This is a genomic window from Sphingomonas sp. LR59, from assembly GCF_036855945.1.
Taxonomy (GTDB): domain Bacteria; phylum Pseudomonadota; class Alphaproteobacteria; order Sphingomonadales; family Sphingomonadaceae; genus Sphingomonas.
Genome location: NZ_JASPFL010000001.1, coordinates 1,678,981 through 1,700,961, shown reverse-complemented (window position 1 = coordinate 1,700,961; position 21,981 = coordinate 1,678,981). Strand labels below are relative to the sequence as shown.

The following is a 21,981-nucleotide window of genomic DNA, read 5'->3' as shown; positions in this document are numbered from 1 at the left end:
TCCTTAGCAACTAAAAACCGTGATCGGCCTGCGTCGCTGTGGCGCAGGCCGGTCCCGGTCATTCAGTCATAGCGGCGGAGGATGCCGGATAGTTTGCCTTGGACGCGGACTTGGGCGGGGGCGTAGCGTTGGGGGTCGTAGGCTCGGTTTGCAGGGTCGAGGCGGACCATGGCGCCTTCGCGGCGGAAGTATTTCAGGGTGGCTTCGCTGTCTTCGATCAGGGCGACGACGATCTCGCCGTCTCGGGCGGTCTCGGTGCGGCGAATCAGGGCGTAGTCGCCGTCTAGGATACCGGCCTCGACCATGGAGTCGCCGGAGACTTCGAGCGCATAGTGTTCACCCGAACCCAGCAGTGCGGCGGGGACGGCCAACATCGTGCTGCCTTCGAACGCTTCGATCGGGACGCCGGCGGCGATGCGGCCGTGGAGGGGGATCTCGACGACGTCGTTCGCTGGCTGTGGCGCGGTAGCGGGCGCGGGCTTTACGTTCGACGCCTTTGATGGCGCCTTTTTCTCGGCACGCTCGGGCATGCGAAGCACTTCGAGTGCGCGCGCGCGGTTCGGCAAGCGGCGGATGAAGTTGCGCTCCTCAAGCGCGCTGATCAGACGGTGGACGCCCGACTTCGACTTGAGGTCGAGGGCGTCCTTCATCTCCTCGAACGACGGCGAGACGCCGGTTTCGTTAAGGCGATCATTGATGAAGCAGACGAGTTCGTGCTGCTTGCGCGTGAGCATGGCGGTTCTCCGTCCGGAACAGACTGGGAACTTCTATGGAACATAATTAACGCCGTCAAGCGCTCGTGTTACGCGATCACGAGGATTTCCGCCGATTCGCCCTCCCTTGCCGCCGGGGCGTCGCCGGGACGGACGATGAGGCAGGTCGAGCGTGCGAGCGTAAGCAGCATCGAACTGTCCTGGATCGTCGAAGCATAGGCTTTGCCGTCGCGCAGTTCGGCGCGGAGATAGTCGGTGCGGGCGTTGTTGGCGGGCAGGTCTTCGCCGAGCAGCGCGTGGGTCGACTGGGGGAGCGGGTCGCGCGCGCCCGCCATGTGCGCGACGACGGGTTTAACGAACAGCGTCGCGGTGACGAACGCGGAGACCGGGTTACCGGGAAGGCCGAGCACCATCATCTCGCCGATCCGGCCGGCCATCATCGGCTTGCCGGGGCGCAGCGCGATCCGCCAGAAATCGATGGTGCCGCCGGCGGCTTCGATCGCCGGGCGGACGAGGTCGTGGTCGCCGACCGATGCGCCGCCGGTGGTGACTAGGAGGTCTGCCTGAACGCTTGCGAAGGCTTTGCGGAGGATCTCGAGATTGTCGGGCAGGATGCCGAGATCGATGATGTCGACGGGCATGTCGGCGAGCATCGCGGCGAGCATGATGCCGTTCGATTCGGGGAGCGCTACGCCGTCGGTGGTGGAGCCGGGGGGACGAGTTCGTCGCCGGTGGCGGCGACGGCGACGCGGATGCGGCGGTTGACGGTGAGGCTGCCGTGGCCGCCGGTTGCGGCGACGGCGATGCGGGCGGGGCTGAGGCGGTCGCCGGCGGCGATCAGGCGGGTGCCGGTGGAGAAATCGAGGCCCTTGCGGCGGGTGTTGCGGCCGAGCGTCGGGGGGCCTTCGCCGGCTAGGATCAGGGTTGCGCCGTCACGCTCGGCTTCTTCCTGGACCATGACCGTGTCGGCGCCGTCGGGCATGGCGGCGCCGGTGAAGATGCGGGTGGCTTCACCTTGGCCGACCTTGCCGGTGAAGGGGCGGCCGGCGGCGCTTTCGCCGATGACGGTCCAGGGGCCGGGGAGGTCTTCGAAGCGGATCGCGTAGCCGTCCATCGCCGAGAGGTCTGCGGCGGGCTGCGTGCGGCGGGCGAGGATGTCCTCGGCGGCCCAGCGGCCGGCGGCTTCGCGCAACGTCACGGTCTCGTAGCCGACGCGAGGGGCCATGGCGAAGAGGCGGGACTGGGCTTCGGCGACGGGGACTAGGGTCATGCTTTTGGCTCTGATATTACGTGGTTTTCCTGCTGAAAGTGCAGGAAGTTCACACGCTGGGAGACTTTTGGCGGGCGCAGTTCTGGGGTTCAGGTTTGGAACGGTCTCGTCCGGTAGAAGGTCCGGCGGGAGGGTGTGAGTTTCGGCCTTGTCTGGCGCTTTGCCATGGGTTTGGGGTGTAGGACAGGTGTTGTCGGGACTGCGGCTGCTGGCAGGGCGGTCCGTCGCAGCTACTGCCTCCTTGTTCTCCCGCGAAGGCGGGAGCCCAGTCTGGGTCCCGCCTTCGCGGGGAAACAGGGGTTGGGCGGAGGGCGGTCGCTGTAATGTTGGCCTTCCCAATTGGGCCCCGGCCTTCGCCGGGGTGGTGCTAGTTCGCCGGGGTGGTGCCACTTCGCTGGGGTGGTGCTGGTAGGTTGGTGCCGTTTTTTCCAGGTCGGCGAGTGGATGCGGATGATGGCCTTCGCGTCCTTCGAACCTCTGGCCAGCGCGGGTTCATCCGGTGTGGGGCTTTGTTTGGGGAAAGAGACACCAGATCAGTATGATGACGCGTAATCAGCCTCGGGCGAGAGACAGGATCGGGGCGGCGGTGGGCGCCGTGCTGTTGCCGGGGGTGCTGGGCTATGCCCTGCTCAGTGGGCTGGTGGTGTCGATGCCGGCGGCGGTGAGCGATGCGTTGAAGGTGTTCGATGCGGCGCCGCCTCCGCCACCGCCGCCCGAGGAGAAGGTCAGGCCTCGGCCTTCGCCTAGCCGGAAGCCCGAGGGGGCTGCGTCGCCGCCTAATTTGAAGTCGAAGGCTACCGAGGTGGTGGCGCCGCCGCCGGTGGTGCCGGTTGTGGTGCCGCCGCCTGTCGTGATTGCGGAGAAGGCGGGGGTGGGGGCGCAGGCTACGGCGGGCGCTTCGGATGTGCGCGGGCCGGGGACGGGGAGTGGCGGGATCGGCAATGGCACCGGGAGCGGTGGGTATGGCAATGGCGACGGCGGGGGTGGTGAGGAGACGCCGCCGCGGTGGCGCAAGGGGCGGCTGAAGGACTCCGACTATCCGGACGACGGTGCCGAGACCGGGATCAGAGGGCGCGTATTCGTGCGGTACGTGGTCGAAACCGATGGGCGAGTCTCGCGGTGCCGGGTGACCCGGTCGAGTGGGAGCCGGGAGCTTGATGCACTGACGTGTCGGCTGATCGAGCAGCGGTTTCGGTATGATCCGTCGCTGGATGCGGCAGGGCGACCGGTGGAGTCGACGATCGTGGAGAGCCACGACTGGTCTATGGATGACGATTGAAGTCCAAAGCTACGCGCGTTCTGCTTGGCTTGCCCTCACCCTCGCCGCCTTTGGCGTCTATCCCTCTCCCCGTTGGGGAGAGGGTTTTCTTCTACGCGGCCCAGTTGCCGGATTTGCCGCCGGACTTTGCGCGGACGCGGATGTCGGTGAGGACCATCGTCTTGTCGATCGCTTTGGCCATGTCGTAGATCGTCAGGAGCGTGACCGTGGCGGCGGTGAGCGCTTCCATCTCGACGCCGGTCTTGCCTTCGGTCGAGGCGGTGGCGGTGGCGGTTACGCCGGTTTCGTCCACCACGAGGTCGATTTCCACCTTGGTCAGCGGGAGCGGGTGGCAGAGCGGGATGAGGTCGCTGGTGCGCTTGGCAGCCATGATGCCGGCGACGCGCGCGACGGCGAGGACGTCGCCCTTTTTCGCGGTGCCGGCGCCGATCGCCGCGGCGGCTTCGGCGGACATGGTGATACGGCCGGAGGCGATGGCTTCGCGTGCGGTGACCGCCTTGCCGCCGACGTCGACCATTCTTGCCGCGCCGGCTTCGTCGATGTGCGTCAAGCCGGTCACCCGACGAGCGCTCGGGTGGCGGCTTCGACGTCGTCCTGGCGCATCAGCGCTTCGCCGATCAGGAAGCAGTGGATGTCGTGCGCGGCCATCGCGTCGAGTTCGGCGCGCGTCGTGAGCCCGCTCTCGGCGACGAAGGTGCAGTCCTTCGGGGCTTTGCCGACGAGGTCGTAGGTGCGCTGGAAATCGACCGAGAAGTCGCGCAGGTCGCGGTTGTTGACGCCGATGAGGCGCGACTTGAGCCGCAGCGCGCGCTCCATCTCGTGTGCGTCGTGGACCTCGACCAGCACGTCCATCCCGCATTCGAGCGCGGAGGCCTCGATCTCGGCCATCTGGATGTCGTCGAGTGCTGCGACGATGATCAGGATGCAGTCGGCGCCGATCGCGCGCGCTTCGGTCGACTGCCACGGGTCGACCATGAAGTCCTTCCGCAGCACGGGGATCGAGACGGCGTCGCGCGCCGCGGTCAGGTAGGCGTCAGAGCCCTGGAACCACTTTTCGTCGGTCAGCACCGAGAGGCAGGCGGCGCCTCCGGCTTCATAGGCGCGGGCGTGGGCGACCGGGTCGAAGTCGGCGCGGATCAGGCCCTTCGAGGGACTCGCTTTCTTGATCTCGGCGACCAGCGCGTAGCCGGTCTTTGCGTCGAGTGCGGCGCGGAAGCCGCGGGGTTTCGACATGCGGGCGATGCCGGCGTCGATGTCGGCGAGCGAGGTCGTGGCTTTGCGGGCAGCGACTTCGGCGCGCTTGGTTTCGATGATGCGGTCGAGCATGGTCATGTCAGTAGGCGATCCAGCGGGCGAGCAGCGCGTCGGCGCTGCCGGTGTCGAGGGCGGCGGCGGCTTGCGCGGCGCCTTCGACAAGGGTGGGGACGGTGCCGGCTACCATCAAGGCGGCGGCGGCGTTGAGCAGGACGGCGTCGCGGTAGGCGCCGGTCTCGCCCTTGAGCAGGCGGCGGAGTGCGTCGGCGTTGTGGTGCGCGTCGCCGCCGCGAATGTCGGTGATGGCGTGGCGGGTAAGGCCGGCGTCTTCGGGGGCGACCTTGGCGGGCAGCGCGACGGTGCCGACCGAGGCGACGATGCTGGGGCCGGCGCCCGACAGTTCGTCGAGGCCTTCTTCGCCCGAGACGACCAGCGCTGCTTCGGTGCCGAGCTGTTCGAGCGCGTCGGCATAGAGCGCGACGTAATCGGGGCGGGCGATGCCGATCAGCTGGCGGGTGGTGCCGGCCGGGTTGGCGAGCGGGCCCATCAGGTTGAAGATCGTGCGCTTGCCGATGCGTTGGCGGATCGGGGTGATGCGCTTCATCGCCGGGTGGTGGTTGGCGGCAAACAGGAAGGCGATGCCGATCTCGTTGAGGCTTGCCTCAGCGGTGGCGCCGGCGCGATCCATGTCGAGGCCGAGGACTTCGAGCGTATCGGCGGCGCCGGCTTTGCTCGAGGCGGCGCGGTTGCCGTGCTTGGCGACGGGGACGCCGCACGCTGCGACGACGAGTGCGACGGCGGTCGAGACGTTCAAGGTGTGGTGGCCGTCGCCGCCGGTGCCGCAGACGTCGATCGCGCCGGCAGGGGCGTCGATCGGGATCATCCGGTTGCGGAGTGCGCGCGCGGCTTCGGCGATCTCGATGCTGGTTTCGCCGCGGGTCGCGAGGTCAGTGAGAAAGGTGGCGATCGCGTCGTTGCTCGCGCGGGCGTCGAGTATGTCGGCGAACGCTTCGCGGGAGGATCTCGCGCGAGAGAGGCGAGGATGGGTCTGGGAGGAGCGTGGTGGTGGTCACATTCCCCTCCCGCTTGCGGGAGGGGTTAGGGAGGGGCTACCTGTCCAGCCGACGTCGTGGGTGCGGCGCTGCCCTCCCCGACCCCTCCCGCAGGCGGGAGGGGAGTTGGTGGGGGATGTTCGCCATCTTGAGGAAGTTCGCGAGCATTTCGTGGCCATGCTCGGTCGCGATGCTCTCCGGGTGGAACTGGACGCCGTGGATCGGCAGCGTCTTGTGGCGGAAGCCCATGACCGTGCCGTCCTGCGCGGTTGCATTCACCACCAGCGTGTCCGGCACCGCATTGACGATCAGCGAATGGTAGCGCGTGGCGATGAACGGCGAGGGCAATCCGGCGTACAGCCCGGTATCGTCGTGGAGCACTGGCGAGGTCTTGCCGTGCATGAGCCCCCCGCGCTCGACCTTGCCGCCGAAATGCTGGCCGATCGCCTGGTGACCGAGGCACACGCCGAGCAGCGGCTTGCCGGCGTCGGCGCAGGCGGCGACCAAGTCGAGGCTGACGCCAGCCTCGGTCGGCGTGCAGGGCCCGGGGAAATGAGGAACGCGTCCGCGCCCGACGACAGAGCCTGCCCGGCGGAGATCGCATCGTTGCGGACGACTTCGACCTCGGCGCCCAGTTCCATCAGGTAATGGACCAGGTTCCAGGTGAAGCTGTCGTAATTGTCGACGACGAGGATCATGGCGCCGCCATAGCCTAAGCGGAGCCCGGTGCAATATGCCCGCGTACGGCGGCAGTCGTACCGGGTCATCGCGATTTCGTCGCGGGCGGGTCGCGATCGGCCGGAGCGAGCCCTATATGGCGGAGGCAGCGCAGGCATTCATTCAGTGCGGAGCAATGCCGTGTGACGGACGTTATTCGTTCAAAGGAGCCTGATCCATGTTTCGTACCGTCGTCCTTGCCGCACTGATTGCACTTCCCACCATGGCGTTCGCGCAGGATGCTCAGGTCGCCTCGCCACCGCAGCGCATCCGCAGCGTTACGCTGACCGGTGATCAGAAGTGTCCGCCGTCGACCAACGGCGAGGTGGTGGTCTGCTCGACGCTCGATCAGCCCTATCGTATTCCGAAGGCGCTGCGCGACGACAAGCCCATCGCGGCGCAGAACCAGAGCTGGGTGAACCGTGCCGCGTCGATGGACCAGCTTGGGCGCGTGGCTGGCGGGTTGCCGGATACGTGTTCGGCGGTCGGGACGGGTGGCCAGTCCGGCTGCTTCCTGGCGCGGAACAATGCTTATGCTCAGGAGCGTCGTGCGCCGGCTAGCGAGACGAATACGACTCCATGATTTGATCAGCTAGAGTTGGTCAGTAATTGTCGTCGAGCAACTACTTCTACCACCCCGGCGGAGGCCGGGGCCCAATTGGGGGACGGTTTTAACTGAGGTTGCGCGTTGTTACGGCGACCTTCCCAATTGGGCCCCGGCCTTCGCCGGGGTGGCGTTATCGGGCGGGCCTACTGACCGAAGCCCGGAGCTTTCGCCCGGCTGACTGCTTCGCGCGCCGCGGCGAGAATCGCGCCAGCCTTGGCTTCGCACTCGCGCTGTTCGTATTCGGGGACGCTATCGGCAACAATGCCGGCACCGGCCTGGACGTGGATCGTGCCGTCCTTCACCACCGCCGTCCGCAGCACGATGCACGAGTCCGCCGATCCGTCGGGAGAGAAATAGCCGACCCCGCCTGCGTACGCGCCGCGGCGTTCGGGTTCGAGTTCGGCGATGATCTGGCAGGCGCGGACTTTTGGTGCACCACTGACGGTGCCGGCCGGGAAGCCGGCGAACAGCGCGTCGAGCGCGTCCTTGTCGGGGGACAGCGTGCCGACGACGTTCGAGACGATGTGCATGACGTGGCTGTAGAATTCCACGCCGTAGCTGGCGGTTACCTTCACCGACCCCGGCGCCGCGGCACGGCCGACGTCGTTACGTCCCAGATCGAGCAGCATCAGGTGTTCGGCGCGCTCCTTGGGGTCGGCTAGCAGGCTGACGCGGTTTGCCTCGTCCTCGGCGGCGGACTTGCCGCGGGGGCGCGTGCCGGCGATCGGGCGGATCGTTACTTCGTCGTCGCGGACGCGGACAAGAATCTCGGGGCTCGAGCCGATCAGCGCGAAGCCGGGCAGGTCGAGATGATAGAGGAACGGCGAAGGGTTGATGCGCCTTAGCGAACGGTAGAGCTCGAACGGAGGGAGCGCGAACGGCGTGCTGAAGCGCTGCGCGAGCACGACCTGGAAGATGTCGCCGGCGAGGATGTAGTCCTTCGCGGTAGCGACCATCTCGCCGTAGCGGCCTTCGGGTAGCGCTGGCGTGTAGACGGGTTCGGCGACGTCGGCGCGGATCGGCGCGGGGACGGGTGTGCTGGCGAGCTTCGCGGCAACCGCATCTAAGCGCTCTTCGGCTTCGGTTACGATCGCGTCAGCGTTGCGGGTGGGATCGGGCCAGGCCGGTGCGACGAGGTACAGCGCGTCGGTCAGGCGATCGAACACGAGGACGACGGTCGGCCGCACGAAGATCATGTCGGGCAGCCCGAGCGGATCGACCGGCGGTTGCGGCAGGGTCTCGACCAGGCCAATCGTCTCATAGCCGAAATAGCCGACCAGGCAGGCGAGCGCGCGGGGCAGTTCTGCGGGAACGTCCGCGCGGCATTCGGCGACGAGTGCACGCAACGCATCGAGCGTCTGCACCGGGCACGGCTCGAACGTGTCGCGATCGGTCGCCCAATGACGGTTGATCTCGGCGCTGTGGCCATGCGCGCGGAACAGCAGATCGGGGGCGAGGCCGATCAGGCTGTGGCGACCACGGGTCTCGCCGCCCTCGACCGATTCGAGCAGGAAGTCGCCACGCCCCGGCTCGATCAGCTTCAGCGCGGCTGCGACCGGGGTTTCGGTATCGGCGACATGACGACGCCAGACGAGGGCGGGGCGCCCTTCGGCCAAGGCTTCCCGCGCGCTCGTCATACGATCAGTTCCCGGTGGCGCCGTTGCCGAGCAGGTCGGCGCGGACGCGGGCGAGCGATGCCGCGTTGGTCTTCACGCCGACGTCGGCGCGGACTGCCTTGGCGAACTGCTCGACATATTCGCGACCGACCGAGCGGCCGATATTGGCGCGCGCGGCCTTGATCGCGGCGTCATTGCCCGCCGCATTGCCACTGGCGATGCTGTCGAGCTTGATGACGAACCAGCCGCTGTCATCGGGCGCGGCCAGCGTCTTGGCGGTGTTCGGCGCCATGCTGAACATCAGCGCGAGGGCCGGCGGTGCACCGCGCGGATCGGCGGCGATCTGCGCACGCGAGGCGGTCAGCGGACGCGCGGCCGGCAGCTTCAAACCGGTCTGCGAAAGCGACTGCTGGATCGGCATGCCCTTGTTGATCCGCGCGAGCACGTCGGCGGCGACTTTCCGCGCAGCCTGACGCGAACGATCGGCGGTCACGTCTTGCAGCACGGCGGCGCGAACCTGTGCCAGCGGGCGGGGCGTCGCGGGGACGACGCGGCCGAGCGCGACGACGGCGAACCCGCCATCGGTGCCGAGTTGGACGAGCTGCGGGCCATCGCCTTCAGCCGCCTGGAATGCGGCGGCAACGAGCGGCGCGATCGCGGGATCGGGCTTGCTGGCCGCGTCATCCGGATTGACGCCGCTCGCGATCAGCGCAGGCGTGGTCACGGCCGCGAGCTTCTGGTCGGCGATCACTTCGTCGAAGGTCGCGTTCTTCGACAGCGAATCGTCGATCTTGTCATGGACGTCGGATAGCGCAGCGGCCGCCTTCTGGATGCCGAGTGCGGCAGCGATCTCGCCGCGGACCTGGTCGAGCGAGCGACCGGCGACGTTTTCGATCTTGTCGACCTTGGCGACGGTCCAGCCGAGCTGCGTGCGGACCGGGCCGATCACGGCGCCATTCGCGGCGGCGAACACGGCATCTGCGACCTGTGCGGACGCGGTGTTGGCATAGGCGGCCTTCTCGACGCCCGTCTGCGTGGACGCTTCGAGACCGGCAGCGCGGGCGGCGTCGGCGAGGCTGGTACCGGCCTTCACCTTGGCGGCGAGCGCGGTCGCGCCGGCCTGATCAGCGACGACGACCTGCGTGATCGTGCGCTTCTCGGTCGCGGCGTATTTTGCGCGGTCCTGCTGATAGGCCTTGGCGATCTCGGCGTCGGTCGGAACCGCCTGCGCCTTGACCCGGTCTGGCGAGACGATCGCGTAGCGGACGATCCGGCGCTCAGGGACGGTGTAGCGCGCGATGTTGCGCTTGTAGAAAGTGTTCAGGTCGGCGTCGCTCGGCGCCGGGCCGGCGGGGACGATTGCGGCGGGGATGAAGCCGATCGTTCCGGTGCGCTTTTCGAGGAGCAGCGAAGCGTAGGGAAGCGCGAGCTGGCTCGACACCTGCGTCGCACCGGTGCTGGGGATCGTCAATTGCTGCGCGAACGTATCACGAACGATGTCGCTGCGGATCTGCGCGTCGGTCAGCTTCCGCTGGGCGAGCACCTGGCGGTAGAGATTCTCGTCGAACTTGCCGGTAGGGCCCTGCAATGCCGGGATGCTGGCGATCTGGCCGTCGACAGCGCGCTTGCTGACGACCATGCCCTGTGCACGGCCGAACTGCTCGAGCGCCATGCTGGAGATGATCCGGTCGAGCGTGCCGTCGAGGCCGCCCTGGTTGACGAAGGTCGCCATGTCGAGCGTCGGCTGTTCCTGGCGGAAGCCTTCGAGCTGCGTCTGTGCCTGCGTCTTGACTTCGTTCGCGGTGACCTCGGCCTTGCCGACCTTGGCAACGTCGCCGCCGGTGATCCCGGCGCCGCCCGTCATCGAACTCAGGCCGGTCACGTCACCCGCGGCAAACGCGAGCGCGATCACGCCGAGCACGAGGAAGGTGATGATCACGCCGACCCTGGAGTGGGTAAGACGGCGGAAAAAAGCGAGCATGGACAGCCGATCGACAGGGATAGAACGGGGTTGCTTTACGGGGGCGCGGGCGGCTCTTCAAGTCGGGCGCGTCACGCGGCGATCAGGTCGTGCGGGGTTGTGTGGTGCGGGTGTGGCGCTATCGCTGGGCAAAATATCTGGGAGACGATGATGCGGCGTAAGCTTGTAGCCGGAAACTGGAAGATGAACGGGTCGCGGGCGATGCTCGTCGAACTCGACGCGATCGCTGCGGCGGCGAGTGCGGCGCCGGGGATCGACGTGTCGGTGGCGGTGCCGTTCACGCTGATCGCCGCGGCTTCTGAGCGTGTGCCCGGCCTCGCGATCGGTGCGGAGGACGTCCACGAGGCGGATAGCGGCCCGCATACCGGATGCGTGTCGGCGGGCATGGTCAAGGAGGTCGGCGCGTCGTTCACGATCGTCGGGCATTCGGAGCGGCGCGCGGACCAGCATGAGACCAGCCACGACGCATGGGCGAAGGCGGCGGCGGCGCGGCGGCAGGGGCTGCACGTCATTTTGTGCTGTGGCGAGACCGAGGCGGAGCGCGACGCGGATCGTGCCGAGCGCGTGGTGCAGGCGCAGATCGAGAAATCGGTGCCCGACAATGCCGACGGCAGCTGGTTTACGCTGGCCTATGAGCCGCGCTGGGCGATCGGCACGGGGCGTACGCCTACGTTGGAAGAGATTGCGGCGATCCACGCGATCGCTCGCGCGAAACTGCGGATGCTGATCGGCGATGCGGCGGCGGGGGTGCGCATCCTGTATGGCGGCTCGGTGACGGGGGCGAATGCGGCGTCGATCCTCGACACGCCGAACGTCGACGGGGCGCTGGTCGGCGGGGCGAGCCTGACCGCAGACAAATTCGTGCCAATCATCGAGGCAGCGGCCTCGTTATAGATGCGGGCGGCGATGGCTTGCGTTGAAAGTCGTTAAGTCCCGATAAACCCTAGCGTCTTATGATTAATGGGCGATTCGGTGGGCGGATCGCGGATCGGCGTGACGCTGCTTTGGTGCGAGGGTTGATATGGCCAGGTGGATTCCCGGGTGCATGAGCGCCTCGATTGCAGTCTGTGCGATTGTCACCGCGATCCCCGCTCGGGCGGAGACTCCGCGCGAACTGCTGACTCAGGCCGGGTTTGTCGATCGCGACCGGAACGTGGCTTTGGCGCGGATCGACAAGGCGGCGGCGGCGGCGGGGCAGGCGCTGAGCCGGTCGCCGAACGATCCGGAGGCGGCGATCATCCAGGCGATGGCGAACGGCTATCGCGCGAAACTGCTCGGCAATCGCGGGCAGGCGATCGCCGCACGGAAGCAATATGAGACGCTGGTGACGCGCTATCCACGCAATGCCGAGGCACAGGCGGCGCTGGGCGCGTGGCATGTCGGGGTGATCGCGAAGCTCGGGCGGTTCGTCGGGCGTGCGGTGGCGGGCGCGCAGAAGGCGACCGGATTGGAGGCGCTCGACAAGTCGGTGGCGTTGGGCGGCAACCGTGCGATGTTCGCCGGGCTGGCGGGGTTGTTGCGGCTTGAGCTGGATCCGAACGACGCTCGGGGACGGGCTTTGGTCGAGACCGCGAGCAAGGCGCCGACGCCGAGTGCGATCGATGGGTATGTGCGGAAGGCGGCGCTGGCGGTGCTGGTGCCGTTGCGCGCGGGCGATGCGAATGCGACCAAGGCGCTGGCGGACAAGTTGCTGCCGTTCGGGCAGTTCGCGACGGGGTGACATCGCCTTCCGTCATGCAGGGCTCGTTCCGGCATCCACGGTGCCGCACATCAGCGGATTGAGACTTTGCGGGACGGTGGCCCCCGGAACAAGTCCGGGGTGACTGGCTTAAAGACGGCCTTGTCGCTTTGCGGCCTCTTCGTTCCCCCGCGGAGGCGGGGACCCAGGATCTCATAGGGTAACTCTCGTAACCCTGGACCCCCGCCTCCGCGGGGAACGGGTCAGCTGTAACGCTTCGCCAACATCGCAAACGCGGCGCGTAGGGCGTAGGCCTCGCCACCCTTTGGTCGGCCCGGCTTCGTCGATGGTCGCCAAGCGAAGACGTCGAGGTGGGCCCACGCGGTATTCTTCGGCACGAACCGGCGAAGGAACAGCGCTGCCGTGACCGCGCCCGCAAAGCCGCCGTCGGGCGCGTTGACCATGTCCGCGACGTCGGACTTCAACATATCATCATAGGCGTTCCAGAGCGGCAGGCGCCACATCTGGTCGGTCTGGTCGATCCCAGCCGCAAGCAGGTCCGCGGCGAGTGCCTCGTCGTCGGTGAACAGCGGCGGCAGGTCGGGCCCCAGCGCGACTCGCGCCGCGCCGGTCAGGGTGGCGAAGTCGAGGATCAGCTCCGGGTTGCTCTCGCCCGCCTTGGTCAGCGCGTCGCCGAGGATGAGGCGCCCTTCGGCGTCGGTGTTGGTGTTTTCGACGGTCAGGCCTTTCCGCGTCGCGAGCACGTCGCCGGGGCGGAAGGCGTTGCCGGCGATCGAGTTCTCGACCGCGGGGATCAGCAAATGGAGGCGGACCGGGAGTTTGGCGGCCATCACGAGGCTGGCGAGCGCCAGCGCGTGCGCTGCACCGCCCATGTCCTTCTTCATCAGCCGCATGCCGGCGGACGGCTTGATGTCGAGCCCGCCGGTGTCGAAGGTAACGCCCTTGCCGACCAGCGCGATGCGGTGGTGAGACGGGTCGCCCCATTCGAGTTCGATCAGCCGTGGCGCGCGGTCCTTGCTCGCGGCTTGGCCAACCGCGTGGATCATCGGGTAGCCGGTCGCGAGCGCATCGCCGCGCGTGGTCGTAACGGTCGCGCCGTGGCGTTTGGCGAGCGTTTCGGCGGCGGCTTCGAGGTCGGCGGGCCCCATGTCGGACGCGCCGGTGTTGACGAGGTCGCGGACGAGTGCGGTGGCTTCGGCGAGGCGCACGGTCTCGTCAATATGCGCGGCGTCGGCGGTCAGGAGAACGCGAGGGCCGGTCGGGTCGGGCTTCACGTACCGCGTGAATTGGTGCTGGGCGAGCATCCAGCCGAGCCCGGCCGCGCCGACCGGCCCCTCTGCAAGGCGATACGTGCCCGCGGGCAGCGACGCGCCGAGCGAGGCGATCCGCCACGGCGACGTCACAGCTTCGTTGCAGACCAGCAGCATCGACCAGTCGTCGGCGGTGTCGCCTGGCAGCACCGCGCGATCGCCGGGCTTGCCGGTCAGGCGGTGTGCGGCGACGGTCGTACGGAAGCGCTGCGACTGTTTGGCGAGCCAGCCTTCATACGCGTCGGGGTGGACGACGTGGATCGTCCGTGCGGGCTGGCCGCGGTCGGGTTGCAGCATCGATGCGAAGTCGGTCATTGAGCAGGCGCCACCAGGAGTTGTTCGTACCGGCCGTTCGCGTCGGGCTCGGCATAGGTGCTGAGCGAAAGCGTGCGGTCGGGAAAGGTGATGCGGTAGGTGCGGTTGACGAAGCCGCCGCGCAAGCGGGTCTTGCCGGTTTGTGCGAACGCGGTGGGCTCGCCGAGCGTGCTCAGACTCGTCTTGTAGTCGGCGAGCGCGACCGGCTTGAAATAGTAATTCGCGTCTTCGGTGAGGCCTTTCCTATCGAGCGTGCCGGTGCGGAGCTGGTCGTAGACGGCGCGGGCGCGGCCGAGCGCGGCGGTGTCTTCGGCGTTGGCGGGCGCGGGCGGCAGGACGATCTTGGCGACCCCGGCGGCGATGCGGCCCGTCGCGTCGCTGAACCAGCTGTTGGTGAGGACGACGATGGCCGCTTTGTCGTCGGGGTAGACGGTGTTCTCGGACAGAAAGCCGACCGCTTCGCCGCTGTGCTCGACGTAGCGGCGGCCGTTGGCGCTGCCGGTGAAGACGCCGAGGCCGTAGCCGTTGCTGCTGCCGTCGGCGAGCTTGACCGGGGTTTCTTGTGCGGCCCAGTCGTCGGCCGGCAGCGTGGTGCGGTTGAGGCGTGCGACATCCCATTTGGCGAGGTCTTCCGCGCTCATCGAGAGTTCGCCGGCGGCGTAGAGCCAGCCATCCGCGCTGGGCGTCTCAGGGCGGACCGGGCCTAGCGCGAAGCGGCCATAGCCTTGGGGGAAGGCCTTGCCGATCGCCTTGTCCTGATCGAGCGCGCGGATGTCGAGCGGCTTGAAGATGCGTTGTTGGAGGAACGACAGGAGGGGTTGGTTGGCGACCTTTTCGACGATCAGGCCGGCGACGACATAGCCCGTGTTCGAATATTGCCACTGCGTGCCGGGCTGGAAATCGAGCGGTTTCTTGGCCCAGCGATCGACGATCTGTTGCGGCGTGACGGGCTTGGCCATCGCCGCGAAACTGTAATCCTGCGGCCAGTAATCTTGCAGGCCCGAGGTGTGGCTGAGCAGCTGCCGGATCGTGATGCGGTCGCCGCCGGTGATGCCGGGGATGTATTTGGCGACAGTGTCGTCGAGCCTGAGCTTGCCTTCGTCTTCGAGCAGCAGGATCGCGGCGGCGGTGAATTGCTTGGAGATCGAGGCGATCTGGTAGGGGAGCTTGGGGTCCGCGACGGCGATCGCCTCGGACGGTTTGCCGTACGCCTTCGCGAACACGATCCGGCCGCCGCGCACCACCGCGATCGAGGCTGAGGGCACGCCGGTATCGCCGAGCGCGCCGGTGACCAGCGTGTCGATCTGCGCGGTTTCGGCGGGGGTGAGCGACTGCGCGATGGCGGGGGCCGGGAGTAGCGCGGCGACGGCGAGAAGGCGGAGGATCATGCGCGCAACGAAGCAGAACCGGCGTGCGCGCGCAACGCCGTGATTTTTATTCCGTAACGGTTGAGGGGGTTAGGCTAGGGCAGAAATGTTGACGGAACACGCCGTGTTACACGCACGTTTCATCGTCCGACCGGGAGCCTTTTCACGTCTTAGGGGACACAACCATGCTGTATACCATCGCCGTCATCCTGCTGATCCTCTGGCTGGCAGGCTTCGCCTTCCATGTCGCGGGCGGATTGATCCATATCCTGCTGGTCATCGCGGTCATCGTCGTTCTGATCAAGCTGTTCACCGGCCGCAACGTCGTCTGACTTTCCGTCATGCCGGGCTTGTTCCGGCATCCACCGTTCCGCGTACCGGATACTATCGAGTTTGGGGAACGGTGGACCCCGGAACAAGTCCGGGGTGACGGAGGGATTTAGGCTGGGACGCCGTAGAGGTCGTGATCGTCGGCGTCTTCGATCGTGACCGGGACGATGTCGCCGACCGTCAGGTGGCCGGCATCGCGCAGGAAGACCTCGCCGTCGATCTCGGGCGCGTCCGCCTGTGAGCGGCCGGTGGCGCCTTCTTCGTCGACCGCGTCGATGATCACGTCGAGCGTGCGGCCGATCTTGGCCTGCAACTTGGCCGCGGAGATTGCCGCGGTCTTTTCCATGATGCGGGCGTAGCGCTCTTCCTTGAGCTCTTCGGGCACGTGGTCGGGGAGCAGGTTTGCCGCCGCCCCTTCGACTGGTTCGAAGCGGAACGCACCGACGCGGTCGAGCTGCGCTTCGTCGAGCCAATCGAGCAGATACTGGAAATCCTCCTCGGTCTCACCGGGAAAGCCGACGACGAAGGTCGAGCGGATCGTGATGTCGGGGGCGACCGTCCGCCAGTTGTGGATGCGCTGGAGCACTTTCGCGTCGTTACCGGGGCGCTTCATTCGGCGCAGCACCGACGGCGCGGCATGCTGGAACGGGATGTCGAGATACGGCAGCACGAGGCCCTCCGCCATCAGCGGGATGACGTGGTCGACGTGTGGGTACGGGTAGACGTAGTGGAGGCGGACCCACGGCGCGATCTTGCCGAGTTCGCGCGAGAGGTCGGTCATGTGCGCGCGGACGTCGCGGGCTTCGTTGCGGGACATCGGGCCACCGGTCTTCACCGGCCAGCTGGCGTGGCGGAGGTCGACGCCGTACGCCGACGTGTCCTGGCTGATGACCAGCAGTTCCTTGGTGCCGGCTTCGACGAGCTTCTCCGCCTCGCGCAGGATCGCGTCGGGGCGGCGGCTGACGAGGTCACCGCGCAAGCTCGGGATGATGCAGAACGAGCAGCGATGGTTGCAGCCCTCCGAGATCTTCAGATAGCTGTAGTGGCGCGGGGTCAGCTTCAGGCCGGCGTCGGGGATCAGGTTGAGGAATGCGGACGGCGGCATCGGGGCAGCCTCGTGGACCGCGCCGACGACCTGCTCGTATTCGTGCGCGCCGGTGATCGCGAGGACCTGCGGGAAGCGCGCGCGGATCGCGTCGGCTTCCTTGCCCATGCAGCCGGTGACGATGACGCGGCCGTTCTCAGCGATGGCTTCGCCGATCGCTTCGAGGCTTTCCTCCTTGGCGGAATCGAGGAAGCCGCAGGTGTTGACCAAGACGATGTCGGCGCCGGCATAATCCGGCGACATCTGGTAGCCGTCGCCGCGGAGCTGCGTGAGTATCCGTTCGCTGTCGACGAGGTTCTTCGGACAGCCGAGCGAGACCATGCCGATCTTCGGCGGGGAGGGGAGTGTTGTTGCCATGAAGCCCGCGCACATAGGCGCAAAGTTCGGTTTTTCTAGGCGGCGGAAAATGCATCATCCAAGAGGGGGCGCCATGGGTGGGCGGATTGCGCGGGAAGGAACCGATATGCTGGCGATTGGACTGATGTCGGGGACGTCGCTCGACGGGATCGACGCGGCGTTGATCGAGACCGACGGCGAGGCGTTCGTGCGGCCGATCGCGTTTCGTGGCGAGCCCTATTCGGATGCGGCGCGGGCGCAGTTGGCGGAAGCCACGCGGATGGCGCTGACGTTCGACAAGCCGCGTGCCAGTCCGCCGGTCGTCGCTGCGGGCGAACTGATCACGCGCGCGCATGTGTTCGCGGTGCATAAGTTGCTGGCGGATGCGGGGGTTGCGGTGGCGGAGGTCGACGTGATCGGCTTTCACGGGCAGACGATCGCGCATCGGCCGGATCGGCGCTGGACGTGGCAGATCGGCGACGGGGCGGCGGTCGCGCGGGCTACCGGGATCACGACGGTGTCGGACTTTCGCTCGGCGGATGTCGCGGCTGGTGGGCAGGGCGCGCCGTTGCTGCCGGTGTACCATGCGGCGTTGGCGGCTGGGCTCGAGGGGCCGGTCGCGGTGCTGAACCTTGGTGGGGTGGGGAACATCACCTTCATTCCCGGCGGGCGGGACATGCATGATTCGCGCGAGATGTCGCCGGAGCGGGCGCAGATGACGGACCGCGATGGGCTGGTGGCGTTCGATACCGGACCGGCGAACGGGCTGATCGATAGCTGGGTCGAGGCGGAGACTGGTGCGCGGTATGATGCCGGGGGGCGTTGGCGGCGTCCGGGCGGGTGGACGAAACGGTGCTGACGGCGATGCTGGATCACCCGTTTTTCGATGCGCCTCCGCCGAAGTCTTTGGATCGGAATGACTTCACGATCCAGCCGGCTAGGGGGTTGTCGGCTGCGGACGGCGCGGCGACTTTGACCGCGTTTACGGCCGCGACGGTGGCGGAGGCTTTGCGGCATTTGCCGGCTCGGCCGGTTCGGTTGCTGGTGGCGGGGGTGGTCGGCATAATCCGACGATGCTGGCGATGATCGCCGCGCGGACCGGGTTGGTCGTGGAGCCTACCGATGTGCTCGGGTGGAACGGCGATGCGCTGGAGGCCGAGGGGTTCGCGTATATGGCGGTGCGGACGCTGAAGGGGCTGGCGATAAGTTTTCCGGGGACGACTGGGGTGCCGGTGGCGATGGCTGGTGGGGTTGTGGATCGGGTTTAGTTTGCCGGCTGGCGTTTAAAAGTTGTTCTCCCGCGAAGGCGGGAGCCCAGTCTGGGCTCCCGCCTTCGCGGGAGAACAAGGAAGTGCGAGCCGTCCAGTGTTGGATATCCACCCCGGCGGAGGCCGGGGCCCAGTTGGAAAGGTTGCGGTAACGGAGCCCGCGCTCAGTTAGCGACGTCCCCCAATTGGGCCCCGGCCTTCGCCGGGGTGGTGCACCGGACTAGGTGCACCAAGCTATCAGTGCGGCTTCTTGGCCTTGGCTAGCTTCTTCGGCTCCGGCTTCTTTTCGGGTGGCTTCTTCTCCGCCGCGTCCTTCGCGCGCAACGCAGGCGCTGCGATCGCCGCTGCGATTCCCGCGATTACCGTCGCGCCGACCGCGATCGCGGTCTTCGGGTGCGACTTCACCGCATCCGTCGCCGTCGCGAGGCCGGCCTTTGCCGCATCGGTCGCATCCTCGACCCAATCGCTGGTCGCCGCGGTCTTCTTCGCGTCGGACTTCGGCTTGTGGTCGTCGTCGTGATGGACCTTGGCGTGCGGCATGGCGGAGTTGGGGATCGACGACATAGGGCTTGTCCTTCGGTAAGGGATGATGCCCGATAAACCGATCGCGTCCGTGACGGTTCCGTTACGGTCAGCCGCTTGCCGCGCCAAACTCACCGTTTGCGGGTCAGCTCGCGCATCGCGTCGTCGAGCCCGGCGAGGCTCAGCGGGTACATCCGGTCGGTCATCAGTTCGCGGATGATCCGCACCGACTGCGAATAGCCCCATTGCGCCTCGGGCACCGGGTTGAGCCACGCCGCCGCCGGATAGGTGTTCGTCAGCCGCTGCATCCACACCGCGCCCGGCTCCTCGTTGAAATGCTCGACCGAGCCGCCGGGGTGGGTGATCTCGTACGGGCTCATCGACGCGTCGCCGACGAAGATCAGCTTGTAGTCGTGGCCGTATTTGTGGAGCAGGTCCCACATCGGCGTGCGCTCGGCAAAGCGCCGCGTATTGTCCTTCCACACGCCTTCGTACGGGCAATTGTGGAAATAGAAGAATTCGAGGTTCTTGAACTCGGTGGTCGCGGCCGAGAACAGTTCTTCGCAGAGCTTCACGAACGGGTCCATCGAGCCGCCGACGTCGAGGAACAGCAGCAGTTTCACCGCGTTGCGGCGTTCGGCGCGCATGACGATGTCGAGATAGCCTTGCCGCGCGGTGCCGGCGATCGTGCCGTCGATGTCGAGTTCGTCGGCGGCGCCGTCGCGCGCGAAGCGGCGCAGGCGGCGGAGCGCCACCTTGATGTTGCGGGTGCCGAGTTCCTTGGTGTTGTCGAGGTTGCGGAACTCGCGCTGGTCCCAGACTTTCAGCGCGCGCTTGTGCGTGCTTTCGCCGCCGATGCGGACGCCTTCGGGGTTGTAGCCGCCGTTACCGTATGGCGATGTGCCGCCGGTGCCGACCCATTTGTTGCCGCCCTGGTGGCGTTCCTTCTGCTCCTCGAGGCGCTTCTTGAGCGTCTCCATGATCTCGTCCCACGAGCCCAGCGACTTGATCGCAGCCATTTCCTCGGGGCTCAAGAATTTCTCGGCGACCGCCTTCAGCCAGTCCTCGGGCACTTCGCCGGCCGGCGTGCCGTAGCTGGTGGCGAGGCCGCGGAAGACCTTGGCGAAGACCTGGTCGAACTTGTCGAGCAGCCCCTCGTCCTTCACGTACACCGCGCGGGAGAGGTAGTAGAAATCCTCGGGCGTCCGCTCGATCACCTCGGCGTCGAGCGCCTCCAGCAGGATGAGGTGCTCCTTGAGGCTGGCGGGAATGCCGGCGCTGCGGAGTTCGTCGAGGAAGTTCAGGAACACAGGCTCACGTCCTCACTTGGTAGCCGCGATCGGCAGTTCGATCGCGCTGGCTTGCGCGGCCGAGTGGAAGACGCTGATCGTGGCCTTGCGGTAGTCCGTGGGCTTCGCGTCGAAGATGTTGGGGACGTAGGTCTGCGGGTTGCGGTCGTAGAGCGGGAACCAGCTCGACTGGACCTGGACCATGATGCGGTGGCCGGGGAGGAAGACGTGGCTGGCGTTGGGCAGCACGACGCGGAAATGCGTAGGCTGGCCGGCGACGATCGGCGTCGGCTTCTCGAAGCTATCTCGGTAGCGGCCGCGCAAGATGTCCATCGAGACGGCGAGCTGATAGCCGCCCATCTCGGGCTTGTCGGAATATTCGGCGGGGTAGACGTCGATCAGCTTCACCACGAAATCGCCGTCGGTGCCGGTGGTGCTGGCGATCAGGTCCGCAACGGGCGCGCCGGCGATCGCGACCGGGCTAGTCAGCGGCGGTGTCTGGTAGGTGAGGACGTCGGTGCGGTCGGAGAACGGGCGCTGGTCGTCGACGAGCCATTGCCGCCAGGTCGAGCCGGTCGCGTAGGTCGGGCGGATCGGGCGGAGGCGGTAGGGGATCGGCTTGGCGGGGTCGGAGATATAGTCGTCGTGGCCGTCGCTCGCGGGGGCTGTCTGGGCGAGGCCGCTGGCGGGCTGAAAATAGAGTTTCTGCGTGGCGGTCGAGTTCGGCCAGCCCGCGAGCGTCTGCCACTGGTTGGTGCCGGTCTGGAACGCGGTGACGGGGGCGAGCGCGGGCGATGTCGCGCCGGTCTTCAGCGCGCCGTTCAGGAACGGGAGCAGAACGTTCTTCCTGAACCAGAGCGCAGTGTCCGCGTCGAAGCGGATCGCGCCGAGCGTCGAGCCGTCGCCGTTTGCGCCGCCGTGTGCCCAAGGACCGAGCGCGAGGTGGTTGACGTGGTTGGGGTCGACCTTCGACACGGCTTCGTAGGCTGCGACCGCGCCGTAGATGTCCTCCTGGTCCCATTGGCTGGCGACCCAGAGCGTCTGCACGGTCTGCGGCTGCTTCGGCAGGATCGTCTCGAGCGCCTGGCCCTGCCAGAATGCGTCGTAGGTCGGGTGATCATGCATGCGATTGACGAACGGGAGTTGTTCGAGGCCGCGACTCTTTACGAACGCGCTGGCGGAACCGGCGCGGAGGAACGTGTCGTAGTCGTCGTACGCGTCGCGCCAGAGGTCGCCGGCTTCGCCCTTGGCCGCGTCCTGCGTGTAGTAATAATCGTAGCCGATCTGGCGGAAGGCGCCGCCGTGGAAGTCGTCGTCGCCCTTCCAGGTGTTGATCACCGGGTTCATCGGCACCGCGGCCTTCAGCGCTGGGTGCGGGTTCACCAGCGCCATCGCGGCCATCATGCCGTCGTAGCTGCCACCGATGATGCCGACTCGACCGTTGCTGTTCTTGAGGTTCTTCACCAGCCAGTCGATCGTGTCGTAGGCGTCGGTGGAGTGATCGACCTTCGTTTTGTTCAGGGGGCCGATCAGCGGGCGCTCGTTGATGTACGCGCCGTTCGATCCGTTCTTGCCGCGAACGTCCTCGAACACGCGGATATAGCCGGCATCGAAGAACATCGCGTCGGAGGCCTTGACGTTCATCGCACCGCTGGGGCTCGAGGTACGGCCGGTGCCGCTTTCCGCATTGTAGGGCGTGCGCTGGAGCAGGATCGGGGCATCGGTGAGCCCCTTGCGCTGGATGATGACGGCGTGGAGCGTGACCCCGTCGCGCATCGGAATGTCGACTTCGCGGCGGTCGAAATCGAAGCTGGCGTTGGCGGGGATGAACTTGGCGGGAATGTCGCCACCGGGGGGCGGGGACTTTTCCTTCTGCGCGCCTACGATTGTGGGGGCGGTGGTCGCGAGCAAGGCCAGCGTGACCGTCGTAAGAGCCTTGAACCGCATCGCT

Annotated in this window: 16 protein-coding genes and 4 pseudogenes; 6 read left to right on the top strand and 14 right to left on the bottom strand. The window is 67.1% G+C overall.

Annotated elements, in window-relative coordinates; translation table 11 throughout:
• Positions 1 to 62 precede the first annotated feature (62 nt).
• Both lexA and QP164_RS07650 read right to left on the bottom strand, forming a co-directional pair.
• A complete protein-coding gene (lexA, locus tag QP164_RS07655; RefSeq protein WP_132896753.1) occupies positions 63 to 734 on the bottom strand; it encodes a transcriptional repressor LexA in 672 nt (223 codons plus the stop codon).
• Between the two features lie 68 nt (positions 735 to 802).
• Positions 803 to 1,983 (bottom strand): annotated as a pseudogene (locus QP164_RS07650) (molybdopterin molybdotransferase MoeA).
• A gap of 586 nt (positions 1,984 to 2,569) precedes the next feature.
• Here QP164_RS07650 and QP164_RS07645 point away from each other — a divergent pair.
• Positions 2,570 to 3,262 carry an energy transducer TonB gene (locus QP164_RS07645; protein WP_333922766.1) on the top strand — a complete coding sequence of 231 codons (693 nt, stop codon included), beginning with the start codon at positions 2,570 to 2,572 and terminating at the stop codon, positions 3,260 to 3,262.
• A 91-nt stretch (positions 3,263 to 3,353) separates the two neighbouring features.
• Here the strand turns inward: QP164_RS07645 and moaC are convergent, their stop codons facing one another.
• From moaC to QP164_RS07625, 4 genes and pseudogenes are all read right to left on the bottom strand, one after another.
• Positions 3,354 to 3,821, bottom strand: coding sequence for a cyclic pyranopterin monophosphate synthase MoaC (gene moaC, locus QP164_RS07640; protein ID WP_333922765.1), 468 nt, complete (start codon positions 3,819 to 3,821; stop codon positions 3,354 to 3,356).
• Positions 3,818 to 4,594 (bottom strand): indole-3-glycerol phosphate synthase TrpC, encoded by a 777-nt coding sequence (gene trpC, locus QP164_RS07635; protein ID WP_333922764.1) that lies wholly within the window; start codon positions 4,592 to 4,594, stop codon positions 3,818 to 3,820. Before trpC ends, moaC begins: the two co-directional genes overlap by 4 nt.
• A gap of 1 nt (position 4,595) precedes the next feature.
• A pseudogene (gene trpD, locus QP164_RS07630) lies at positions 4,596 to 5,589 on the bottom strand (anthranilate phosphoribosyltransferase).
• A gap of 36 nt (positions 5,590 to 5,625) precedes the next feature.
• Positions 5,626 to 6,266, bottom strand: a pseudogene (locus tag QP164_RS07625) (anthranilate synthase component II).
• A gap of 197 nt (positions 6,267 to 6,463) precedes the next feature.
• Between QP164_RS07625 and QP164_RS07620 the strand changes: the two are divergent.
• Entirely contained in the window at positions 6,464 to 6,868 is a 405-nt protein-coding gene (locus tag QP164_RS07620) for a hypothetical protein (protein WP_333922763.1), read from the top strand.
• A gap of 167 nt (positions 6,869 to 7,035) precedes the next feature.
• On the opposite strand, the gene trpE is transcribed toward QP164_RS07620, so the two are convergent.
• On the bottom strand, positions 7,036 to 8,529 hold the full coding sequence (gene trpE, locus QP164_RS07615) for an anthranilate synthase component I (protein WP_333922762.1): 1,494 nt from the start codon (positions 8,527 to 8,529) through the stop codon (positions 7,036 to 7,038).
• Positions 8,530 to 8,533: 4 nt separating this feature from the next.
• Complete coding sequence (locus tag QP164_RS07610; RefSeq protein ID WP_333922761.1) at positions 8,534 to 10,489, bottom strand: peptidylprolyl isomerase; 1,956 nt, start codon at positions 10,487 to 10,489, stop codon at positions 8,534 to 8,536.
• 147 nt (positions 10,490 to 10,636) lie between these two features.
• Between QP164_RS07610 and tpiA the strand changes: the two genes are divergently transcribed.
• Both tpiA and QP164_RS07600 read left to right on the top strand, forming a co-directional pair.
• Positions 10,637 to 11,383, top strand: a complete 747-nt coding sequence (tpiA, locus tag QP164_RS07605) for a triose-phosphate isomerase (RefSeq protein WP_333922760.1) — start codon at positions 10,637 to 10,639, stop codon at positions 11,381 to 11,383.
• Positions 11,384 to 11,534: 151 nt separating this feature from the next.
• Positions 11,535 to 12,209 carry a hypothetical protein gene (locus QP164_RS07600; RefSeq protein ID WP_333922759.1) on the top strand — a complete coding sequence of 225 codons (675 nt, stop codon included), beginning with the start codon at positions 11,535 to 11,537 and terminating at the stop codon, positions 12,207 to 12,209.
• Positions 12,210 to 12,430: 221 nt separating this feature from the next.
• Here the strand turns inward: QP164_RS07600 and QP164_RS07595 are convergent, their stop codons facing one another.
• Positions 12,431 to 13,813: a leucyl aminopeptidase family protein gene (locus QP164_RS07595; RefSeq protein WP_333922758.1), complete on the bottom strand. Its 1,383-nt coding sequence runs from the start codon at positions 13,811 to 13,813 to the stop codon at positions 12,431 to 12,433.
• Positions 13,810 to 15,201 (bottom strand): serine hydrolase domain-containing protein, encoded by a 1,392-nt coding sequence (locus QP164_RS07590; protein ID WP_333922757.1) that lies wholly within the window; start codon positions 15,199 to 15,201, stop codon positions 13,810 to 13,812. Before QP164_RS07590 ends, QP164_RS07595 begins: the two co-directional genes overlap by 4 nt.
• Before the next feature lie 164 nt (positions 15,202 to 15,365).
• Between QP164_RS07590 and QP164_RS07585 the strand changes: the two genes are divergently transcribed.
• Complete coding sequence (locus QP164_RS07585) at positions 15,366 to 15,512, top strand: lmo0937 family membrane protein (RefSeq protein WP_121903249.1); 147 nt, start codon at positions 15,366 to 15,368, stop codon at positions 15,510 to 15,512.
• Between the two features lie 107 nt (positions 15,513 to 15,619).
• Here QP164_RS07585 and rimO read toward each other — a convergent pair whose 3' ends face one another.
• Entirely contained in the window at positions 15,620 to 16,972 is a 1,353-nt protein-coding gene (rimO, locus tag QP164_RS07580; RefSeq protein WP_333922756.1) for a 30S ribosomal protein S12 methylthiotransferase RimO, read from the bottom strand.
• Positions 16,973 to 17,078: 106 nt separating this feature from the next.
• Here rimO and QP164_RS07575 point away from each other — a divergent pair.
• A pseudogene (locus tag QP164_RS07575) lies at positions 17,079 to 18,219 on the top strand (anhydro-N-acetylmuramic acid kinase).
• A 237-nt stretch (positions 18,220 to 18,456) separates the two neighbouring features.
• Here the strand turns inward: QP164_RS07575 and QP164_RS07570 are convergent.
• The 3 genes from QP164_RS07570 to QP164_RS07560 form a co-directional block, all read right to left on the bottom strand.
• Positions 18,457 to 18,783 carry a hypothetical protein gene (locus QP164_RS07570; RefSeq protein WP_333922755.1) on the bottom strand — a complete coding sequence of 109 codons (327 nt, stop codon included), beginning with the start codon at positions 18,781 to 18,783 and terminating at the stop codon, positions 18,457 to 18,459.
• Between the two features lie 89 nt (positions 18,784 to 18,872).
• Entirely contained in the window at positions 18,873 to 20,051 is a 1,179-nt protein-coding gene (locus QP164_RS07565; protein WP_333922754.1) for a vWA domain-containing protein, read from the bottom strand.
• 12 nt (positions 20,052 to 20,063) lie between these two features.
• A complete protein-coding gene (locus QP164_RS07560; protein ID WP_333922753.1) occupies positions 20,064 to 21,977 on the bottom strand; it encodes a CocE/NonD family hydrolase in 1,914 nt (637 codons plus the stop codon).
• Positions 21,978 to 21,981: the final 4 nt, after the last annotated feature.